Annotated in this window: 15 protein-coding genes and 1 pseudogene; 1 reads left to right on the plus strand and 15 read right to left on the minus strand. The window is 51.2% G+C overall.

Annotated elements, in window-relative coordinates; translation table 11 throughout:
- Positions 1-11: 11 nt before the first annotated feature.
- From ACY1JZ_RS01080 to ACY1JZ_RS01095, 4 genes are all read right to left on the minus strand, one after another.
- On the minus strand, positions 12-7,745 hold the full coding sequence (locus ACY1JZ_RS01080) for a non-ribosomal peptide synthetase (RefSeq protein ID WP_462627685.1): 7,734 nt from the start codon (positions 7,743-7,745) through the stop codon (positions 12-14).
- A gap of 141 nt (positions 7,746-7,886) precedes the next feature.
- A complete protein-coding gene (gene ectB, locus ACY1JZ_RS01085) occupies positions 7,887-9,173 on the minus strand; it encodes a diaminobutyrate--2-oxoglutarate transaminase (protein WP_270168679.1) in 1,287 nt (428 codons plus the stop codon).
- Positions 9,174-9,298: 125 nt separating this feature from the next.
- On the minus strand, positions 9,299-10,084 hold the full coding sequence (locus tag ACY1JZ_RS01090; RefSeq protein ID WP_462627686.1) for a thioesterase II family protein: 786 nt from the start codon (positions 10,082-10,084) through the stop codon (positions 9,299-9,301).
- A gap of 286 nt (positions 10,085-10,370) precedes the next feature.
- Positions 10,371-11,597, minus strand: a complete 1,227-nt coding sequence (locus tag ACY1JZ_RS01095; RefSeq protein ID WP_462627687.1) for an MFS transporter — start codon at positions 11,595-11,597, stop codon at positions 10,371-10,373.
- A 188-nt stretch (positions 11,598-11,785) separates the two neighbouring features.
- Between ACY1JZ_RS01095 and ACY1JZ_RS01100 the strand changes: the two genes are divergently transcribed.
- Positions 11,786-12,394 (plus strand): TetR/AcrR family transcriptional regulator, encoded by a 609-nt coding sequence (locus ACY1JZ_RS01100; RefSeq protein ID WP_462627688.1) that lies wholly within the window; start codon positions 11,786-11,788, stop codon positions 12,392-12,394.
- A gap of 217 nt (positions 12,395-12,611) precedes the next feature.
- On the opposite strand, the gene ACY1JZ_RS01105 is transcribed toward ACY1JZ_RS01100, so the two are convergent.
- The 11 genes and pseudogenes from ACY1JZ_RS01105 to ACY1JZ_RS01155 form a co-directional block, all read right to left on the minus strand.
- Positions 12,612-13,607 carry an ABC transporter permease gene (locus ACY1JZ_RS01105; protein WP_462627689.1) on the minus strand — a complete coding sequence of 332 codons (996 nt, stop codon included), beginning with the start codon at positions 13,605-13,607 and terminating at the stop codon, positions 12,612-12,614.
- Positions 13,607-14,347 carry an ABC transporter permease gene (locus ACY1JZ_RS01110; RefSeq protein WP_462627690.1) on the minus strand — a complete coding sequence of 247 codons (741 nt, stop codon included), beginning with the start codon at positions 14,345-14,347 and terminating at the stop codon, positions 13,607-13,609. Before ACY1JZ_RS01110 ends, ACY1JZ_RS01105 begins: the two co-directional genes overlap by 1 nt.
- 12 nt (positions 14,348-14,359) lie before the next feature.
- Positions 14,360-15,298, minus strand: coding sequence for an ABC transporter ATP-binding protein (locus ACY1JZ_RS01115; protein WP_462627691.1), 939 nt, complete (start codon positions 15,296-15,298; stop codon positions 14,360-14,362).
- 73 nt (positions 15,299-15,371) lie between these two features.
- Positions 15,372-15,935, minus strand: coding sequence for a MarR family winged helix-turn-helix transcriptional regulator (locus tag ACY1JZ_RS01120; protein WP_462627692.1), 564 nt, complete (start codon positions 15,933-15,935; stop codon positions 15,372-15,374).
- 231 nt (positions 15,936-16,166) lie between these two features.
- Positions 16,167-16,646 (minus strand): DinB family protein, encoded by a 480-nt coding sequence (locus ACY1JZ_RS01125; RefSeq protein ID WP_462627693.1) that lies wholly within the window; start codon positions 16,644-16,646, stop codon positions 16,167-16,169.
- A gap of 8 nt (positions 16,647-16,654) precedes the next feature.
- Positions 16,655-16,837: a hypothetical protein gene (locus ACY1JZ_RS01130; protein WP_462627694.1), complete on the minus strand. Its 183-nt coding sequence runs from the start codon at positions 16,835-16,837 to the stop codon at positions 16,655-16,657.
- Positions 16,838-16,856: 19 nt separating this feature from the next.
- The gene (locus ACY1JZ_RS01135; RefSeq protein ID WP_462627695.1) at positions 16,857-18,023 is read right to left on the minus strand and encodes an MFS transporter; all 1,167 of its coding nucleotides are present in this window, start codon (positions 18,021-18,023) and stop codon (positions 16,857-16,859) included.
- 70 nt (positions 18,024-18,093) lie between these two features.
- A complete protein-coding gene (locus tag ACY1JZ_RS01140; protein ID WP_462627696.1) occupies positions 18,094-20,142 on the minus strand; it encodes an iron ABC transporter permease in 2,049 nt (682 codons plus the stop codon).
- Complete coding sequence (locus ACY1JZ_RS01145; RefSeq protein ID WP_462627697.1) at positions 20,139-21,119, minus strand: ABC transporter substrate-binding protein; 981 nt, start codon at positions 21,117-21,119, stop codon at positions 20,139-20,141. Before ACY1JZ_RS01145 ends, ACY1JZ_RS01140 begins: the two co-directional genes overlap by 4 nt.
- A 155-nt stretch (positions 21,120-21,274) precedes the next feature.
- Complete coding sequence (locus ACY1JZ_RS01150) at positions 21,275-22,264, minus strand: helix-turn-helix domain-containing protein (RefSeq protein WP_462627698.1); 990 nt, start codon at positions 22,262-22,264, stop codon at positions 21,275-21,277.
- 84 nt (positions 22,265-22,348) lie between these two features.
- Positions 22,349-22,695 (minus strand): annotated as a pseudogene (locus ACY1JZ_RS01155) (histidine phosphatase family protein).
- Positions 22,696-22,719: the final 24 nt, after the last annotated feature.

Here is a 22,719-nt window from a genome sequence, read left to right on the forward strand (position 1 = left end):
GCGAACGATAGTTAAAAAGCAAAATCTATGAACTCCTCAAGGAGCTGCTCTTGCTCCGTATGACGGGTAAGCGAAATCTTGTTCAACAGGATGTAAGGCTGCTCGCAAATCTGGCTAATAATCGTCAATAAATCCTCGGCGAAATGTCGAACCATGTTCGGGGTGAACAATTTTGTACAATATTCGAATTGGCCGCTAATCGTGCCATCCTGCTCTACCTTCAGCTCCAAGGTCAGATCGAATCTGGCAATCGTCTGATACTGCATGAACGGTTCCACGCTCAGCTCGCTAATCTCGCCGATACTCCGGTCTTCGGTGTTCTGCAACACAAAGACGGTATCAAACAACGGGTTGCGGCTTAATTCCCACGCCACCTGTACCCTCTCCAGCAGCTCCTCGAACGGATACTCCTGGTGCTCATAGGCTTGGAGGGTCGTTTCCTTCATCTCCTCCAGATAAGACAGGAACATCTTCTCTCCCGCCGGATAGCTGCGGATCGCGAGCGTATTAACGAACATTCCGATGAGCGGCTCTACGTCCGCATGCGTTCTTCCCGCAATCGGCGCACCGACGATGATGTCCTCCTGACCGGAGTATTTATGCAGCAGAACCGTATACGCCGCCAACAGCACCATGTACAGGGTTGACCCGGTTTCCTCGGCGATGCGCTGCAGCCCCTCGCTTCTCTGCTTGTCGATGGCGATGTCAAGCACTGCTCCCTCAAAGCTGCGAATCGCCGGTCTGGCAAAATCGGTCGGCAGCTCCAGGCGTGGCAGCTCGCCACTGAGCACCTTCGTCCAGTAGTCCTCCTGGCGCTTCATCCGCTCGCGCTGCGCTGCGGACTGCTGCCATACCGCATAATCCTTATATTGAATCCGCAGAGGGGGCAGCGTCTCCCCGCTGTACAAGCGAATAAACTCATCGATTACAAGGTTGATGGAGATGCCATCGGAGATAATATGGTGCATATCAAACAACAGAATATGGCGTTCTTCCTCTAATTGAACCAGCCCGACCCGCAGCAGCGGAGGCTGCTCCAGAGCGAAGGTGCGGACAAATTGTCGTGCAATGTCCTCTGCTTCCTCTTCCGTTGCCTGCCTGTACTCCACCGCAAAATCCACCTGCGGGTAGATCCGCTGCATCGGCTCGCCGTCTACCAGCCCGAATCCGGTGCGCAGCGTCTCATGACGCGCGATCAGAGCGCGGAACGCCGCTTCGAACCGCGCACGATCGAGCGGCCCCCCAAGGAGCAGCGCGCCCGACATGTTATAACTTAATTCAGCCCCCTCCGTTTGCTGCAATATATATAGCCGTTTCTGCGCTGAGGACATCGGGTAGTAGTCGCTCGCCTCAGCTACAGGAATAGACACATGCTCGGCTTGCTCCATCCTGTCGATCGCTCCGGCCATGTCCTCGATTGTCGCGTGGCGGAACACCTCACGCAGCGGCAGCTCCACATTCAGCTCCTTGTGAATCTTGCTGACCAGCATGGTCGCCCGCAAGGAATGGCCGCCGAGCTCGAAGAAGTTGTCGCGAATGCCCACCTGCGCAGCTCCGAGCACCTCCTGCCAGATGCGCACCAGCTCCGCCTCCAGCGCTGTCCGTGGCGCGACATGCTCCACGCCCCGTTGACCGCCTTCCGGCGCTGGCAGCGCCTTGCGGTCGATCTTGCCGTTCGCGGTCAGCGGCAGCTTCTCCAACTGCACGAAGTACGACGGGATCATGTAGCCTGGCAGCTCCTGCGACAGCACCGCTCTCAGCTCGCTCGCCTTGCACTCGCCCTCCGCCGTGTAGTACGCGCACAGAGCCTTCTCCCCGCCTGCGTCCTCGCGCACCACTACGACCGCTTCCCGCACGCCTTCCGCCTTCAGCAACTGCGACTCGATCTCGCCAATCTCGATCCGGTAGCCCCGGATTTTCGCCTGGTGGTCGATCCGACCGATAAAGTCCACGTTCCCATCCGGCATCCATCTCGCCAGATCGCCCGTCCGGTATAGCCGCTCTCCAGCCTCGAACGGACTCGGCACGAATTTCTCCTCCGTCAGCTCCGGCTGGTTCCAGTAGCCACGCGCTACGCCCGCGCCGCCAATGCACAGCTCGCCCAGCACGCCTACCGGCACCGGATTCAGATGCGCATCTACGATCGCAAACCGGGCGTTCAGCCACGCCTTGCCGATCGGCACATTCCCTGTCTCCGGCAGCTTCTCCAGCGGCTCCTCGTAGTAGCTTGAATCGATCGCCGCTTCCGTCACGCCATAGGAGTTGATGATGCGAATCTGCGCGCCGAACCGCTCCCGCAGCTCACGGTAATCCCCCACGCTGCAGCTATCAGAGCCTGTAATCAGCAGCTTCAGCGAAGGGAGCTCCAGCCCCTGCTCCGCGATATACCCCATGAACGGCAAGATCAGCGCTGGCGTCGATTCGAAGATCGTAATCTCCTCGTCCCGAATCCAGGCATACAGCCGGGAAGGATCAATCCGGTCGTCCTGCGGACAGATGACCATCGTTCCGCCGTTGTACAGCGTCCGTGCGATATCCCCGGCGAACACGTCGAAGGAGAAGCTCGCCAGTTGCAGCAGCCGCACCGGGAACTCGCCCAGCCGGTACTCCCGGCGATTGCCGTCCGCCGTATTGACCAGACTGCGGTGCTCGATCATGACGCCCTTCGGCCGTCCAGTCGTCCCCGACGTATAGATCACATAGGCCAGATCGCCAGGCTGGTTGACATGCGTAAGATTCTGGCAGCTCGGGTCATCCGTGCCGTCCTGCTGCCCTAGCGTATCGCTCGGTACGCTTGCGTCGAGCGACCCGGCTCCGATTCGCTTCGTTGCCATCCCGTCGTTGTACCCTTCGATGTACTTCTCATCGTCCAGACACAGCACGGCCTGCAGCTTCTGCTCCTCCGTCAGCCACTCCCGCGTGCGCTCCTCCAGATGTGTCTGCGTCAGCAGCACCTGCGCTCCGCTGTCCTCCAGCATGAACTGGATACGGTCAGACGGGTATTCCGGGTCGAGCGGCACATAGGCGCCTCCCGCCTTCCATACCGCCAGCACCCCGACCAGCAGGTCCACCGACCGATCGGCCAGAATGCCGACCAGTTGATCCGGCTTCACCCCTTGACCCCGCAGCCTGCGCGCCAGACGGTTCGCGCGCTCGTTCAGCTTACGGTAGGTGAGACGCTTGTCCGCATACACCACCGCCGTCGCCTCTGGGCTGCGCTCCGCCTGCTCCTCGAACAACTGATGGAAGGTCTTCTCCAGCTCTGGCGGCGCCGTCTCTGGATTGAATACACGCTGAACCTGCTCTTGCTCCTCCGGCGTCAGGATGCCGAACGATGCGAGCTTCGCGCCCGGATCTTCGACAATTGCGGTGACCAATTGCACGAAGTGCTTCGCCAGCCGTTCCATCGTTGCTTGCTTGAACAAGGCAGTCGAGTATTCAAGAGCGCATTCCAGGCTGTCGTTGCCCTCCATAACGTCGAGGCTTAGGTCAAATTTCGACACCAAATGCTCGTTCGGGTACACAGCCAGTCGAAGGCCATCGAGCTGGTACGCTCTATTTTCCAAGGTGTGCAGCGAGAACATCGTGTCAAAGAGCGGATTGCGACTCAGATCGCGGGCCAGCTCCAGCTTCTCGATCAGCTCTTCAAATGGATAATCCTGGTGCTCATAGGCACTCAAGGTCGTTTCCTTGACTTCCGCCAGATACGACAGGAAGGTTTTCTCGCCAGCCGGGCAGCTACGCAGCGCCAGCGTATTGACGAACATCCCGATCAATGGCTGCAGATCGCCATGTGTCCTTCCTGCGATCGGCGTGCCGACGACCATATCTTCCTGACCTGTGTACTTGTGCAGCAGAATCGTATAGGCCGCAATTAATACCATGTACAGCGTCGCGCCGTTTTCCGCCGCAATCCGCTTCAGGCCCTCGCTCGTCTGTGCATCCATATGGAACTGCAGCGTATGACCCTCGTAGCGCTGCACGGCAGGACGCGCATAATCGGTCGGCAGCTCCAGCACTGGCAGCTCCCCGCTGAACTGATCCAGCCAGTAAGCCTCCTGCTTGTTCAGATGCTCGCGCTGCGCGGTGGATTGCTGCCATACCGCGTAATCCTTATACTGAATCCGCAGAGCAGGCAGCTCCTCGCCGCCGTACAAGCGGACAAGCTCCTCCACCAGAATATCCACGGACACGCCGTCAGAGATAATATGATGCATGTCCAGCAGCAGCAGATGACGCTCTGGAGACAGCTCCAGCAGACCTGCACGCAATAGTGGCGGCTGTGCCAGATCGAACGCTCGGGCAAAATGACGCAGCGCCTCCTGCGCCTCTTCGTCGCTTGCTTGCCGATGCTCCAGCATGAATTCCACCTGCGGATAGATCCGCTGCACAGGCTCTCCATCAACCAGCTCAAAGCCGGTGCGCAATGTCTCATGACGCGCGATTAGCTGGCGGAATGCTTCTTCAAGTCGTTCCCGCTCAAGCCTGCCGTCGAGCCTCATCATCCCGGGCATGTTGTAGCTTTGCTCTGCACCTTCCAGTTGTTGCAGGATGTACAGCCGCTTCTGTGCTGAGGATACCGGGTAATACGCCTTCTCTTCGGCGAGTGGTATGGACGCATACACTCTCTCCTCCATTCTGTCCATCACCTGAGCCAGCTCCTCAATAGTCGGAAACTGGAATACATCCCGCAATGGCAGATGAATGTTCAGCTCCTTGTAGACCTTGCTGACCAACGCTGTCGCGCGCAGGGAGTGCCCGCCCAGATCGAAGAAATTATCCTTCACTCCGATCCTCTCGGCTCCGAGCACCTCCTGCCACATCCGCACGAGCTGCTCCTCCAGCGGGGTGCGCGGTTCGATGTATTCCGCACCAGTATTCACGCTTCCCTCCGGCGCTGGCAGCGCCTTGCGATCCGTCTTCCCGTTCGCCGTCAGCGGCATCCTCTCAAGCTGCACGAAATACGACGGAATCATATACCCCGGCAGCTCCTCTGACAGCCAGCTTCGCAGCTCGCTCACCGTCAACGCCTTATCTGCCACCAGGTACGCGCAGAGCTGCTTCTCTCCGCTGCCATCCTCGCGTGCCATGACGACGGCTTCCTGCACCGACTCCAGCTTCAATAACTGTGCTTCCACTTCCCCGAGCTCGATCCGGTACCCCCGTACCTTCACTTGATGGTCGATCCGGCCCATATACTCGATGTTGCCGTCCGGCAACCATCTCGCCAGGTCTCCTGACCGGTACAGCCGCTTGCCAGGGGTGAACGGATCGTCCACGAACTTCTCTGCCGTCAGCTCCGGCCGGTTTAGGTAGCCCCGCGCCAGTCCTTCGCCCGCCACATACATCTCGCCCGCCACGCCCGCTGGCACGCATCTTCGGTTCCCATCCAGCACATACACCTTCAGCGTCGGGATCGGTCTGCCGATGTTGCTTCTTCCCTCGGCAATCTCCACCTCGGTAATTTCCTTGTATGTCACATGCACCGTCGTTTCCGTGATCCCGTACATATTGATCAGTTGCGTTGCCGGGTATCGCTTCCTCCACTCCTTGAGCTGCTGTGGCGCCAGCGCCTCCCCGCCGAAGATCACCTTGCGCAGGCTCAGCGTCTGGCCGCTCTCTGCCAGTGCTTCGCGCAGCAACTGGTAGAAGTACGTCGGCGTCTGGTTCAGGATTGTGACCTCGCGCTCCTTCAGCAAGTGCAGGAACTGCGCGGGGTGCTTCGCAATCATCGGCGGAACAATGACCAGCTTGCCCCCGTACAGCAGCGCCCCGTACATCTCCCATACCGAGAAGTCGAAGCAGAACGAGTGGAACAACGTCCATGTATCCGCCGGGCCGAAGTCGAACAGGTTCCTGCTGTTGAACAGCAGCCGCACCACGTTCCGGTGCTCGATTAAGGTGCCCTTCGGCTTGCCTGTCGTGCCCGACGTGTAGATGACATAGGCCAGATCATGCGGCTCGTTAACCGAGGCCAGATTCGTGCCGTCTGCGGCATAGGTCTGCTCGTCATCCAGCAGCAGGCTCACTCCTGCGAAGGCTGCCTTATCCTGCAGATGCGATGGCAGCAGCAGCACCTGGGTACCCGAATCGTCCAGCATATAGCGGATGCGCTCCTCCGGGTAATCGGGATCGATCGGCACATAGGCCCCGCCCGCCTTCAGGATGGCGAGTATCCCGATCACCATGGATGGCGAGCGCTCGGCCATAATGCCCACGAGCTGATCCGCTCCTACGCCTTGCCCGCGCAAGGTGCGCGCCAGACGATTCGCCCGCTCGTTCAGCTCGCGGTATGTCAGCCGCTCGTCCTCATACTCGACCGCGACCGCACCCGGATGACGCTCCGCCTGCTCCTCGAACAGCCCGTGAATCGTCTGCTCTCGAGGATATTCCGCCTCGGTATCGTTGAAGGCGACAATCAGCCTGCGCTGCTCCTCTTCGCTAATCAGCGACAGCTCCGATATGGTCTGATATGGACTCCGAATCATATGCTCCATGATATTGACGAACCTGCGGTTGATCTCCTGCGCTTCCTGTTCGTCAAATAGCTGTGTGCGGTAATACAGGTCCACAAAGAGCTTCCCGTCATCTACAATATCCAGGATATGAATATCGAAGTCGTTCACCGAATCCTCGGAATAATCTTGGTTACCACGCATAACAGCCTCATCCATACGAAGGAAGCTCATTGGTCGATATTGTATCGAAACACCAAATAACCGTTGGACATCCTGATTGCGATGCACCTCTCGCAAGTCCCGAATGATTTGATTGTAAGGATAACGCTGATGGCGCAGGATGGAGGCCTGCTCTTTGGCTACATTTTTTAGAAACGAGAGCAATTCCTGCTCAGGCTCCACCAGCATCCTCGTTGCAACCGTACTGACGAACATGCCGATCGTTTCCTTTTCTTTCTTGGTCGTCCGGTTCGCATACAGGGTACCAATCGCTACGTCCTGCTCGTTCGTTACTTTATGCATATAGATATACAAGGCACCCAGAAAAAAGGTAAAGATACTGATCTTATGCTCCTCGCAAAAAGCTTTCACCCCGCGATGCAGCTCGTCCTCCAGGATCAAGCGATCGACTCTAGCATCCGTGCCCACCGTGAGTGGATTGTATGATTTCAAGCTCATAACCTCGGGCATCGTGGCGAATTTTGCGAGCCAATACTCCTTGTCCTTCTGATAGCGCTCGGATTGCTCGTAGTCATGCTCAACCTGAATAAAATCGAGATAAGAGTTACCCTTGTGAGGAGAGCTGGTGCCGCTTGTCATATTCGAATAATGCTCCATCATTTCGTTTACGGCCATATTCATCGAGATGCCATCAGATACGATATGATGCATCTTGAAATTAATCCACGTCTCCGCCTCCCCGACTCGCATGATAACGAATCGATACAGCTCGGCGTCCAGCAGCTCAAGCGGAATGGAGCGGAGCTCCAGCATTCGCTGCTCCGCCTGCTCCTTGCTCAGATCAAGGCATTCGACATCCTTCTCCTCATAGTCCCGAACGTACTGATACGGTACTCCGCTCTCTGTCGTCAGTTGGATACGAAACGAGTCATTTTGCTCAATGACTTTGTTAATGGCTTGCTTCAGCACCGACACATCGATGCGGCCTGTTATTTTCACGATCGCACTGATCGTCATGATCGTCCGATTTGGATACAGCAACTCGGTATACCAAATGCGCTGCTGGGGTTGTGTTAACGGATATAATGCAACATGATTGTTTTTCATCGTCTCTCCCCTTGACAAATTCTAGATTGACCTCGGAGGTACGCGCAGTCTGGCCGGACATGCCGCCATAGTGCCACCTAACCACCAGAATGATCGCCATCAGCCAGATCGCTTAGCGTCAACGCCACTTACAGGTGGTGTTTATGCCAACTGAGGCTGAAGTGAATGAATCAAGGCACAGCATTCCGTTACGGCCTGCTTAAATATTTCACATCCGGCAGCCAGCTCGTCCATCGAGATCGTCAGCGCTGGCATCAGCTTCACCACCATATCCTGGCGTCCGGCCCGCTCGACAATAAGCCCAAGCTCGTAGCATCGAGACACGATCGCTTTGGAGAGATGTTCATCCCGGCAAGCCGATACGTCAATGCCCCAGATCAATCCCATACCGCGCATCGTGAGGCATGGGTGGATCGGCAGAATATGCTCCTTCAAGTATTGCTCGACAAATTGCGCCTTACGTTCCGTCTCTGCATCCAACTGTGTCGATTCCCGGAATTCCAGAGCAGCCGTCGCACCAACGAACGCGAGCTGATTGCCCCGGAAGGTGCCATTATGCTCTGCCGGCTGCCATACATCCAGTTCAGGCTTGAGCAGCAGCAACGACATCGGCAGACCGTAACCGCTGATTGACTTGGAGAGCACGACCATATCAGGAACAATCCCCGCCCGTTCAAAGGAGAAGAAGGAGCCTGTTCGCCCGCAGCCCACCTGAATATCGTCCACGATCAGCAAAATATCATGCCGATCGCACAGCTCGCGAAGCTGTTGAAGCCATTGCGTAGGAGCCGCATTCAAACCACCCTCTGCTTGCATGGTTTCAAGGATAATCGCTGCCGGCTTGGCTATACCCGAGTGATCGTCCGTCAAGACAGCTTCCATATAGCCGATCGTATCCAGATTGTCGATGAAGCCAGTTGGGAATGGCATAAACGTAACATCATGCAGCGGTAATCCTCCCGCTTCGCGATGGTATAGACTGCTTGTGGCAGACAGGCTTCCAAGCGACATCCCATGGAACGCGCCGATGAAAGAAAACACGCCTGTCCTTCCCTTCACTTTTCGTGCCAGCTTCAGCGCCGCCTCTACTGCATTGGTTCCGGTAGGACCGCAAAACTGAAGCTTATAGTCGAGACCGCGGGGCCTTAAAATCTTGTCTGAGAACGTCTGCAGAAAGGTCTCCTTGGCCGAAGTGTACATATCCAGTCCGTGACTCAGACCGTCCGACTGCAGATATTGAATGAGACGTTGCTTGATAAACTCATTATTGTGACCGTAATTTAGCGCCCCGGCTCCGGCGAAGAAATCGATATAGGCTTTTCCAGACTGGGCGTACAGCATCGAGCCCTTCGCACGCACGAAGACATCGGGAAAAGAACGGCAATACGATCTTACATTGGATTCCAACATTTCGAATGTGTTTGTCATCAATAACCCCTCCATATTTTAGGAAAATGTGCACAGCAAATAACGCTCGCGCGGTCTGCTTCTTCGTTGATTAGCCACGATAGACAGCTCAGAGCGTAGTTTCATCATTTTTTTGTGTCAGTTGCTTATCGTGCAACCGGACCGCTTGCGGCAACCCTCCTCTTCTGAGATGATAATTCATGCAGCACCCTGCCGATAACCTCATGTTCCTGCTGATGGAGAAAAAAATGATTCCCCTCAAGCATCTGCACCTGGAATGGACCTTGTGTATGCTCTTGCCAGGCTTGCAGTGATTCTATGCTGACGTCGTGATCCTGCAACCCGCCAAAGGCAGAGATCGGACAAGGCAGCACTTCTCCCGGTCTGTATACATAGGTTTCAACAGCGGTAAAATCTGCTCGCAATTGGGGCATGACGATGTCCATCAATTCATCATTCTGTAATACTTCTTCCGGTGTGCCTTGCATGAGTTGAAGCTCTTTCTTAAACTGGTCATCGGGCAAGTTGTGTAGGGAGTTTCTTGGATAAGGCAAGTGAGGCGCAGTTTTACCTGATACAAATAAGTGGGTAGGAGCCACATGATGCTTGGAGTGTAATTGGCGAGCTGTTTCAAAGGCGATTAGCGCCCCCATGCTATGACCAAAAAAGGCGAAGGGCGTATGTAAAAACGGTGAGATCTCGGAGACAAGCGAGTCTACGATCGCCTCGACGGAATCCATCGGGTCCTCTATCACTCTGCTCTCTCGGCCGGGAAGCTGAACGGGACAAACCTGAATGTAGGCCGGTAATTCTCGCTTCCAGTTACTAAATACGGAGGCTCCGCCGCCGGCGTAAGGGAAACAAAATAAGCGGAGCGTTGCAAAAGAACCGGCATGTGCATTTAAGAACCAGGAACTCTCTCGAACAGTCATCTCTCTATCACCCACATCATAGGATTATATGGGTACTATAACAAAAAAGTGAAAAATATACAATTAAAAATTGTTAAATGTACGTAAAAAGACTAATTTAAACATAAATTTACTTATACGCCACGTAGCTCGAATTTTCATGTTATAGACTGCACTTGACCAGCCTCCGATTTCATCTCCCCGCTGGAAAAAATTATGCTTGCAAGGGGGATACTCAAGCTTCATTTTTTTATTCTCGCTTGCACGAACAGAATCCTTTCGTCACAATATTTTCGTTTTTATTTTTCTATCCCTTGGAAGAAGCGTGAGTATACAGGTTCAGTGTGAATCTCCAATATAACAGCGCAATTATGCTTACCAACACCCCCAACATGCATACACCATGCCACCCCGCCCAAGAGTACATCCAGGTTGACAGTATGGCACCCGTCGCGCTTCCAAAGGAATAAAAGATCATGTACCCCGCTGTTAGCCTGCTCCTCGCTTCTGGACGAACACTTAATAGCATACTTTGATTCGTCACATGCACCGCTTGTACTGCGAGATCTAACATAATGATTCCAAGAATAAACAGCCATCTGGAAGACTGAAGAAACGCTATGGGCAGCCAAGAGGCGGCGAGCAATACTAAAGCGATCCCCGTCGTTAGTTGCCCGAATCCGCGATCTGCCAGTCGCCCCGCACTTCTGGCGGCCAACGCCCCCGCTACGCCAGCAAGTCCAAACCACCCAATGACAGTATGGTTAAACGAAAGTGGAGGGGAGCTCATCGGCAATACCATCGAGGACCACAATATACTAAAGTCTAAAAATAGCAAAAAAGCAAGTAGTCCTCGAATTCTCAGAAGAGGGACTTGAACGAATAGTTCCTTCATTGAGCGGAGCATGTCCAGGTACGAGCCTAGACTTGCTGGGCGTGGTGTAGCAGGTGTAGCCGCTCGGAATAGAACGGTCATGCAGATCATGATGACTGCCGTGATAGCATAAACGGAACGCCATCCGGCTAGATCTGCTAAGGTGCCCGAGAAGGCGCGACCCAGTAGAATCCCGATGACGATACCGCTCGTGACGACTCCAATCGCCCGGCCACGATGCCGCAACGAGGATTGATGGGCGGCAAGCGCAACCAGTACTTGTGCAACGACAGCCTGAGAACCGACTATTCCCATACCGATGAACAGAAACCATGCATTGGGAGCCAGTGCAACGAAGATTAAAGCGAGCGCTATCGTGACTAACATCCCGGTAACGAGCCGACGTGGATCAAGCACATCCCCTAGCGGGACGACGAAAAACAGTCCTAGCGCATAGCACAACTGTGTCACGGTTACAACCGTGCCAATGATCGTACTGCTGATGTTAAATTCTAAAGCTATCGCATCAAGCAAAGGTTGAGCATAATACACTGTGGCTACCGCCGCACCGCATAGGACCGCATACAATAAAAGTATGGTGTTCGAAAGCTGCGCTTGTACCCCTGAGTTACTCGGGTGGAGCTGTGCAGAACTGGACATTGAAACAACCTCCATATTTTTACCGATTGGTACGTTATTTATGGATTGATTAACTCATAAAAAATCATATCTGTCAATGTTAATCCATATTTTTAACAAAAACCACGAATTTCAATGAGAAATTGACCTGTGTAAACAGTTCATGTATAATTTGTAATGTACCAAAAGGTATTTTATCAGGAGGCGTTATGGCTAGATATCGGGAATTCGATGAGCAGAAGGCGTTAACAGAGGCGATGCATGTTTTTTGGGAGAAAGGGTATGAGGCTTCATCACTAAGTGATTTAACAGCTCGTATGGGGATTCAGAAGCCTAGTTTATATGCTGCATATGGAGACAAATGGTCTTTGTTTGAATCTGCTCTTCGAAATTATAATCAATTACACGCGAAATCCGTTCGCGTGAAGCTAAGCAAAATCAAGAGTGTCAAGACGGCTTTCAGACGCTTGTTTATGGAAGGGGTATTCCCTCCCGGAACGCATGAACGGCATGGCTGCTTCTGTATTAATACCATGGTGGAGCTGGCTCCGCACGATGCGAAGCTTGAAATATTGACACGAGAGCATCAACAATATTTGGCGGTCATATTTGAGGATACGCTTCAACGAGGGGTCGCGAACGGGGAGATCAGCGAATCGGCCGACTGCCGGGCACTGGCTCAATCTCTTGTGGTAGCTTTCATTGGAATAACCGTATTGAAGAAATCCAATCCTGGTCGGGAATGGATCGATAATTGCATCGAATCCGCATTATTGTTGCTGACAAGTTCAAAACCTGACGGAGAGCCCACTGTGTAGTGGCATTCATCTCTAATGAAGCTTCGCAGAACAATCCGTCAGGAGAACCAAAATGAGGGGACTTTGCTCTTGTTTCCACGCGGGTAGTATTTACTGATCCAGTACCATGGTTACACTTCTAGAGGCAGGGTTATTGCCCCTGTAATATAATTGCTCTCTCTCCACATATAAATACGTATTTGTCGGATCAAATTACCCAATCAATGAGTCGTTTGGATCAATAATCTCCTGTTTTCACTTTACGTCTAATGACGAAGCTTCCGATTAACCCAAGGGCAACAATCCAGATTACCAGATCAAGCAACTGGCCTTTGAATTGCATGAACTCCATCCCTTTTTCTGTCCCATCAAGAATGTCCATGAAGGCTTTTTGCGGGATGATGTTGAGCACTCCATCGATAAAGCCGTTGTTGACCTTAAAGGATACTAAGCAGCTACCCAACAGAGAAGTGATAATAGCAATCAAGCTTGCCGTTAAAGAAACGTTCTGCTTGAGAACCGAAGACATGAAGAGGCCAAACGCAGTTCCAAGAGCCGTCACAATAGCGATCAAGATCGCCAGCAACCCCAGACTTAACCCGACGTCAACCCCGAAGACTTCCTTCGTGATAGCCAAGGCAAAAAATGTAGGGATATATAAACAAACAAATGTGAATACCCCTTGTGTAAAGATATACATCGTCTCATTTACAGGCGCCGCCAATATTCTTCCGAAGGTTTTGAGGCTTCGATCCTCGGTATACAGCATGGTTAAGGCAACACCCTGCATCAGAACAATCATCACAATAAAACCCATGACCTTCGCCCCCAGGCCGCGTTCCTTATCATCCTTGCCGTATTCATCAGGGCTTTCTTTTTTGTTAAAGTAGTTGGATATAATTTCTGTGTTTTCTTTACTTTTGATCACAGTAGCCACGTCATAGGTACCATCCTGCGTTTTCTCCACGATGGCATCATAATACCCTAGGATCAATTCCGAAAATATCGGTCTGTCCTTCAAAGGAATGATCGTAAATTTATCATTTTCCGGGAAGCTCTGTACGCTCTGTGCGTCATCTGTAACGAACGCGATGTTGGACTTCATTTCCAGACGGTAGGATAGTAGTACGGTTGCCAGAATGACAATAGGAATGATGATAAGCGCAACAACAAAGATTTCTTTCTTGAATCTAATCCTGTCCAGCCTGTTTTTGAATAAGGGTATGAAGTTCATTACAGGTATTCCTCCGGTTTGAATATAAATTGGCCGATAATGGTAAACAAGATGGAGAAGATCAGCAGGCAAGCGATAACGGGCAGGAATAAGCTGAAATTGTTGTCATAAATAATCTGAAATGCCGATTGCATGACCCACTTGGCGGGTGATAGTTGAGCTACTGCCTGCATGACATTTCCAAAGTGACCAACAGGGCTGAAGACCCCACCAAAAAAGATAAAGAGGATAGAGAGGATTGGCATGACGGCATTTGCCCGTTCCTCGCTCTTAAAAATAACGACAACCAGAGCGCCTAAAGAGCAGCCGAACAATGCAAGAATGTTAATCAGCACAATAATGTAAAAGATATTACTTCCGCCAAAATTGCTCTGAAACACAAACTGTTCAATCAAGCACAGCAAGGTGAAGGCAATCACAGCGAAGATGAACGTAGACAGCAGCTTCGATAAATAAATCTCGGCTTTGCTAACCGGAGCGTAGGCAATACGGAGGTTCCCACTCTTGACCTTTTCCTCCAAGAAGGTATTGGTTACGGTCATCGAGATCATGATGGAAGATAATATCATGGTCGCCACGCCATAGTAGTCAAAGGAACTGATCCTCCCGCCAAACTGACTATTTGTCACCAGACCGAAACCGCCCCATATAATCATTTGCCCTATCGTATTGACTATAACGAGCATCGGGTTTCTGCATATATTCAACAAGTCAAACCAAACGATTCTCATAAAATTCATGCGCAGGTACCCCTAATCTCTTAAGTTTTTCCCAGTCAGTTCAAGGAATGTAGTTTCCAACGAAGCCTCTGTACGACTCATATTATATATTTTGCAGTTACTGGAGGTGATGACGCCTATGATACTATTGAGATTCTCTTTGGATTTTCTGGAGGTTACATCAATCGTATTCTCGGACAGACGTACTTTTGTGATGCCGTCTATCTGTTGGAAAGCCGATTCGATAAGATCCCGAGTATGCTCTACAGTGAAGGAATAGGTGATCTCATCGCTTATCCTCTGGTTCAACTCTTCCTGAGTACCTTCCGCAATAATCTGTCCCTCGTTAATAATGAGGATTCGATCGGATATGGCCTCGACCTCTTCCATGTAGTGGGTCGAATAAATCACCGTTGCGCCCTGCTTTTTTAGAAGCTTAATGGACTCCAGGATATGGTTTCTGGATTGGGGATCGATGCCCACTGTCGGCTCATCCATGATAATCAGCTCAGGCTGGTGAGCCACTCCGCAGGCAATATTCAATCTTCTTTTCATGCCGCCTGAGAACGTTTTGGGCTTATGATCTTTCCTATCATAGAGACCTACCAGTTCCAGCGCCGCCTTCACTTTGTTCTCCAGCTCTTGCCCCTTCAGATTATACAGGCTTGCAAAAAATCTCACATTCTTCTCCGCTGAAATCTCTTCGTAAATGGCGAGGTCTTGAGGCACAACCCCAATGTGATACTTGACGGATTTCGCTTTGTTCTTCAGAGGCATCCCTAATATCGTGACTTCACCCTCACCCGCTGACAAAATCGTCGATAAAATATTCATCATCGTACTTTTCCCAGCTCCATTGGGACCTAAAAAGCCTAATATTTCTCCTTTGTTTACTACAAAATTAATTCCATTCACCGCTTTTTTGTCACGGTAGCTCTTGTGTAGGTTATTTACAACCACTGCATATTCCATGAAATTCCCTCCCCAGTTCCTGTACATGCATTCCTAGAATCTATAATCCTTCAAAGTCCATATGTCCCATAGCTTAACAATTAGAGTCTGGCACCAGTGCATTACGTCTTGTAGCAAATTCTTCCATTGCTTTCTTCGTCATCTCATCCTGCTCTTCGTCCATTTGAATGGTGATGCTCTCCTCGAACCCATCCTGCTTCTCACCATCAAATTGATACAGCTTTTTCAACAGCGTCCATAATTGCTCCAGTTCTTCCTTGGTGAAATTTCTGGAGAGATCGGCCAAGAAGTGAATCGATCTTTCCCCGCATTGCAGCAGAACCTTCTTCCCGGATTCGGTGATTTTGATATTCACGGCGCGTCGATCGAGGAGACTTGGTATTGCGACTACATAGCCTTTGCTCTCGATTGAAGAAATCAGATGTCGTGCGCTTTGCTTGGTCGTCCCTAATTTCTTAGCGATGTTGATGATCGTGGCCTCCTCCTCCGGCAGGTGAATGATAGCCATCATAATCATGAACTGTCTTGATGTGATGTCCTTGAAATAGGTGTCACCCTTCGTCTGAATTTTGTTGGCTAGGGCGAAGAGGGTTCCATAAATTTGCTGAATTAAAAATAGCTCCACTTGCATATCCATATTTCTCACCTCAAATTAGACATCATGCTGTTTAATTGAGTCTAACAGCGTAGTTTATTTTTGTCAATTTAATTATGTTATTTCAAATACAACTGCATTAAGGGTTTAGTAGACACTCAAAAAACCTACATGTTGTGATGTAGGTTTTTTGTACGCCCTAGTAAGTGAAGTGTAGCCCCCTGCTACTACACCACTCTGTTATGAAATCGAAATACTGTTAACAATGAATTGCTACATATTCCTCGCTTTATTCATCAGATCTCTTCCAATAAAATTGGAATTCACGGGGACGATACCTAGTTCCCTTGTCCATATTGATAATTGTCCGATATGATGCACTTCATGAACGATTAGATGCTTAACGATTTCTTCTTTACGATACGTCTCTTGCATCCAGGATGGCTTGATATGGTTATCTAGTTCTTCATTTGTCCAATGATCTAGATATTCTATGATTTCGCCTCTCCATTGATTGGATAACATTGCAACAGCTTGAAGATCTCCATATTGGGCAAAATCTATGGGGCGATCCGGCTTATTATACATGGCCCTTACCCAACTATATTCTACATCGATGATATGTAAAAAGGTCTTCAGTATCGAGCCTGCTCCTGCCTTACGATCCTTCATTAGCTCTTCTTGAGATATTCCTTGGAAGGCCTTGAAATATTCATCTCGAACCTCCCAATTATAGAGGATTAGAGTTTTCATGCTTGATTTCATTCCTTCCCTGGATGAACGTAACCGAGCTCCGAACTTTCCCATAACGTTACTGCATCACGACGTTCATTCGCCTTCATTCTATTCTTATATTGTATCCAAAAAAGGGAGGACTGTCCAAGGAACTGCTGCTGCTCATATTGCTGTTCCATAAACGGAGCCAGTTCGCGCAGTTGTTCCATGGTGACGGTCCTCCCTATCTCAAGTTTTCCACCCAGTTCTCCATACCATCCAAATACCAAAACCGAATGCAACCCCCGTACATAATAGATAAGGAAGCCCGGATTGAACCGCGTACAGCGCAGTGCCCACGATGGGACCTACGAAGGATCCAACACCTTGCACCGCGGAGACAAAAGGGGCAACTTCGCTTTGCTCACCTTCATTTACAGCAAGGGAAGCCGAGCTAATATACCCTGGCATCGTAAAGCCAATACCGATCCCGACAACAGCAAATGCGAGCACGTAATACGCAGGTGCAACGAAAAATATAAAGAAACCCAGACCCAAAGAAGCCAGACCAATCACTAACAATCTATCGGGACGCCAGTTGGGGAAGCGGCCAATCAATACTTGCACGGCAGCGACAACCAATCCGCCAACTATGGCGGCGATCCCGATCATACGTGTTGCCTCTTGTGCAGAAGCCAAGAGTCTGTCCTGCACATAGAAGCCGATCGTCACTTGCAGCATAATCGTCATCGTGGACAATAACAGCCCAATTGCCATGTACAAGCGAATACGGGAATCCCATGGAGACAGCCTGGCCTCTTTGCGAAGCTTTTCGCCGATGGATTCTCCTGGAATCCATAATCCAACAAGCAAGACAACGATGAGCAGCAAACCAACTGAAATATACATCGGAGTCGTGAGGCTATGCGTGGCAAACATCGCTCCCAAGGCCGGGCCGAACACAAATCCCAAGCCATTGGCTGCTCCGAATAGAGCCATCCCGCCTGTACGCTGCCCGGCCGACGTCCAATGGATGATATAGTCTTGAGCGATGGCAGGAATGGCTCCGAAAAAAAAACCGGCTATCGCGCGAAGTCCCAGCAACACCCAATAGAGAAACGCAGGGTAAATCAACTCTTGTTGTACGTGATCGACGATCAAGGCAAAGGCCACAATCGCAATCGTGTATCCGAGCAATGCCAGGCTCACCATGAGCTTCCTGTTGAAGGTCGCCCATTTCCCCCACACAAAACTACCAAAAAACCAGCAAATCCCGGTAATGGTGACCAAACCTCCGGACTGCATTTCCAACAATCCAAGACTTCTTGAAAGCGGGCCGATGACCAGATTGAAATTCGCCATTGAAATCATCGCGGTTAACACCATAATAAATAGGACAACAAAATATTTCTTCATCTGTAATTCCCCAATCTGATCCCTGTTCTAGCCGGCGTACACGCCCAGCGTGCCTGTCGACGCTATCAGATTACGCATCGCCGATTCTACGGCCGTTTCGATACAGCAAATACAGCAAATATGGCGCTCCAATCAGCGACACCAGCAAGCCCGAAGGGACTTCCTTGGGAAAAGCAACCAAACGACCCGCCACATCGGCTGTTGTCAGCAGCAAAGCTCCGATGAGCATAGAGAGCCCCATCATTCGGCGATGAGCTGTCCCTGTAAACAACCTTGCCGCATGCGGAGCCAGCAAGCCGATAAATCCGACGGTGCCTACTGTGGCTACAACGACCGCCGCCAATGCAACTCCCAGACTTGCCGCCAGCAATCGATCCCGCTTGACGCGTTGTCCAACTCCTGTCGAAACCTCATCGGCAAAGGATAATAATTCCACACGCTGTCCGAGCCACCAGGCGACCGGGATAAGAATAGCAGATACGATGAGTAATGGAATCGTGTCTGTCCATCCTCGCGCATACGTACTGCCCGCAAGCCAGATGAAGGCAGCCGTAAAGCTTGTTGTCCGCAGCACCAGAATTTGAATGATGGCCGTACCTACCGCGGAGATGCTGATCCCCGCCAGGAGCAGCGCTCCGGGCGCAAGACCGCTGCGCCAGGCAGCCGCGAAGATCACAATAGAGATGATGACCGCTCCAGCAAATGCGCATACCCCCATCAGCCATCCCGGCGCATAAGGCCATACCACCAACAGGGCAAGCACTCCCGCACCTGCGCCGGATGTCACACCGACGATTGATGGATCAGCCATCGGATTGCGCACAGCACTCTGAATCAATAAACCAGCTACTGCAAGCGCCGCACCGCCAAGCCAAGCGGCAGCCATACGCGGCAAGCGCAACTGCCACACCAGATGATGCAAGGATGGTTCGCTATAGCCGAATAATCCCTGAATAAACCGTTCGAGGGTCAACGTGGAATGTCCCGAATGCAAGCATCCGTATAAGGTGACGCCAAGCAAAGCCAAGCTTAGCAAGAGATAGGTGATGAACCTTCGCGCGTGACTTTCTCTGAATCTGGGAGCCGCGGCCATTGAGGACGCTCCAGCGAATCCGCCCATTCCTTGACGCTTCTTTTGCGCGCGCATTACGAATATGACCAACCAACTGCCGCCAAGCAATGCGGTCACAGCTCCGACAGGAAGCGTGCCATACATCGCCCGAAACATAGAGGTGAGCGAATCGGCAGCGAGCAGCAGCCCTGCCCCCAGCATCGCGCTTGCGGGAATCAACAAACGGTGCCGCCGAATGCCGGTCAGTCGAATCATATGCGGTGCGAGCAGACCGATATACCCGATGGGACCAGCGAGGCTCACACTTAGTGCAGCCAGTGTGATCGCGATGCCGGACATCGCCGCCTTCGTCCAGACCAGCCGCTGCCCCAGGGAGGCTGCCGACTCCTCCCCAAGCATCAGCAGATCAAGGGATCTGGCACAGAGAATAATAATTGCCAGCCCGATAACTATCCAGTACCAAGTGAGCTGAACGCCTTGCCAATTATTCTGCATTAAGGAACCAGCGCCCCAGACGAACAACTGACTGGCATCTTCCAAAAATATAATTTGCATCATACCCGTCAGCGAAGACAGCAACAAGGTGACAATTAAGCCGGACACCACCAGCCGAATCGGTGGCGCCCGATGACCTCCGGCCAGCACGTAAGCCATGCCAGCCGCCAGAACTCCGCCCGCAAGAGCAAATACAAATGGATACCGGTGAAGCAGAAAGGGACTCCATATCGTTCCAGCTACGACTGCCAAGTAAGCTCCCGCATTAATTCCGAGCGTACCCGCAGAAGCGAGCGGATTACGCAGCACCGTCTGCAGCAGCACGCCGCTGGCAGCCAGAGCAGCTCCACAGAGCATGCCCGCAACCGCCCGCGGTAAACGCAGTCCCCATACGGCCTGATCAACGACCGTTCCATGCGCATGCAGAAGAGAACGCAGCACATCCGATGCGCTGATGTCTACTTGTCCCTGCGTGACATGCAGCAAGAAGAGCAGCACAAGAAGCAGGGCGCTTCCTCCTAGTACACCGACCGCTTTCCCATTCGCTTTCATTGTGCGGTCAATGCCTTAACAACCTCACCGACCAGCACCTTAGCGCTGATTGGCCCGCCATACCCCCATATTCGCCGATCTATCCCATACACACGCTGCTGCTTGACGAAATCCAATTCGCTCCATAACGCATTGGATTTCAGTTGTTCCTGCAATCCGCCGGTACTGTCCATGTTTAGATAGATCAAGGAAGCATCCTGATAATCCATTAATGCTTCTACAGTTGCCACCGTCACGCCGCGTTGTTCAAACACCTCAGGCTGATAGACGTGATGTAATCCGATTTCCTTCATGATTCGCGCACCCTGGGAATTTCCGGTGAACAACCATACAGAAGGACCCGATTGACTCGGTGTCATCTGGGCGAATACAACCTTCGTTCCCGCTTTATTCGCCGCTTCCAGCTTAACTTTGGCCTCGTCATACACCTGTTGCAATTCCTTGAGCTGCTGCTCGGCTTCATCCCCTTTACCTACCATATCTGCGATCACACGGAAGGTTTCCGTCATTTCTTCGTATTGCTCCTTCCCTTCCGGCGGATAGGGATCAAAGACCATGGTTGGCGCAATGGCATTTAGCTTCTCATAGCTCTTTTGAACAAAATACACATTGGTCAAAATAAGATCCGGCTGAAGTTCGGCAATGATTTCGAGATTAGGCTCCTGCCGACCGCCGACATCCACAACCTCGGACCCCAAAGCAGGCTGTATATTCACCAAGGTATTAAAGCCTGTCGGGGAATCAATATCCGCTACGCCTACCGGTGTAATCCCCAGCGCCAGCAGATCTTCCGTATAACTGAAATCCAATGCCACGATTCTTTTTGGCGGTTCGGTCAACCTTACTTCACCTAACGGATGCTTGAATATACGAACCTCTTCCTGGTTCGGCGATGTCTGCCGATTGTCGGAACAGCCAGTCAACATCACGATAACCAGAACCATAATTGTACAGATAACCCCTTTGCTACCTCTCATCCTTAAACGCCCCTTTCCATGAATGATAATGATTATCACATATACTCATCACTCACCTCTACCCGAGGAAGACGGTCGGCAACCTATTAAGGACGAAACAACGGACATACACCGATGACGATGCATGTCCGTTTCGTTGGTAAGGAATTCTGTGTTTATCGTTCAAAATGCTGTCCATAATGACTTGGATTACAGCCGTATTGCCTCCTGAAGGCGGCAGCAAATTGGCTCGGGTTGCTATATCCCACTGCCATTGCCACATCGCATACTCTCATCCGATTCGCCTCCAGCAGCCATACCGCTTTTTGCATTCTTTGTTCGCGGACGTATTCGAAGATCGTTTTATCGAATACCGTTCGGAAGCCTGCTTTTAGTTTCGTTGTGCCCATGCCCGCTATCTTCGCCAACTCCTGAATAGAAAGAGGCTGATCCAGATTCTCGAGTATCGCTCTGCGAACATTGTGCAGCTTCTCCAAGTCATTGCGATGGAGTGCTGTAGATGGTTTGTTCGGCAGCTCACAGGATGGAAGCTCATGAATAAAGAGAGTGAGTAGCTCTAATACCTTGCTTTCCATAAACAATCTCTTCAACGCTCCGTCATATTCACACGTCCACATCGCCTGCAAAATCGCTTGAACAGCCGGTGACATAGCCTGGCCGCGAATGGTGTTCTTATATGCGTACAGCATCTGCCGCAGTTTGCGATTCTCCTCCCCGTCGGCAAAATACGCATCCAATATCCCCGGACTCATTCGAATCTTAATGGCATTGTTCTGGATCGCCGAGCTTGTCTCCAAGTAGATTTGGGTTTGATGGGTGAAGAACACCGTACTCTCCGGGCCGGACAAATTCGTGCAAATGGCATTATTCCATTCACAGTAGCTTTCTCCGCTTAGTCGATAAACCAAACCCAAAACCTGACACTCCTGGTCGATCCTCAATCTCAGATTTTGATGCAGACTTAAACGCTCCATTAAAATTTCCATCCCCGGACGGATCACCATCCGGTGGATCATGCCATTTCCAACTTCATTCGGGAGGATCAGTTGTTGTCCCCAACTTGAACGAGACAGTTTCCTCTCCAGCCCCATCGATAAATGATCCATATATTCGTGCATGCGGGTTAATTTGAAATTGTGCTGCATGGAGACACTTCCTCGATCTGTAATGAGTATTGTTCTCATTATAGAATACAATAAGGAAAGATGCAGGATGGTTTTTTTGATCTTTTACCACATTCTTATGACTTCTATTAATTCCAGGCCTTCAAATTGCAATTTATATACATCCGGTTTTTTTAATCGATCTAAGAAATCCAATCCATATCGTGAATCGAAATAATTCATCATTAATGTCATGACAAGGCCGTGTGTGCCCATAGCGCTCTTCTTCCCCATATGCTCTTTTAATATAGTTTTGAGCACCGTAATGGATCTGCTCTGACAGTCCGCATTCGATTCGCCACCTGGCAAGTGCCAGCCTCTTCCTTCCCCTGTACAGTAAGACCTCTTGTTCTTTCATCTCCTTCATCATACGGTGATTCGGCATGTCTAACCATATAAATACTGGTTGTCATACAGACCTCCTTGCCTCGAATAAT

The sequence above is a fragment of the Paenibacillus sp. J5 genome (genome assembly GCF_054955055.1).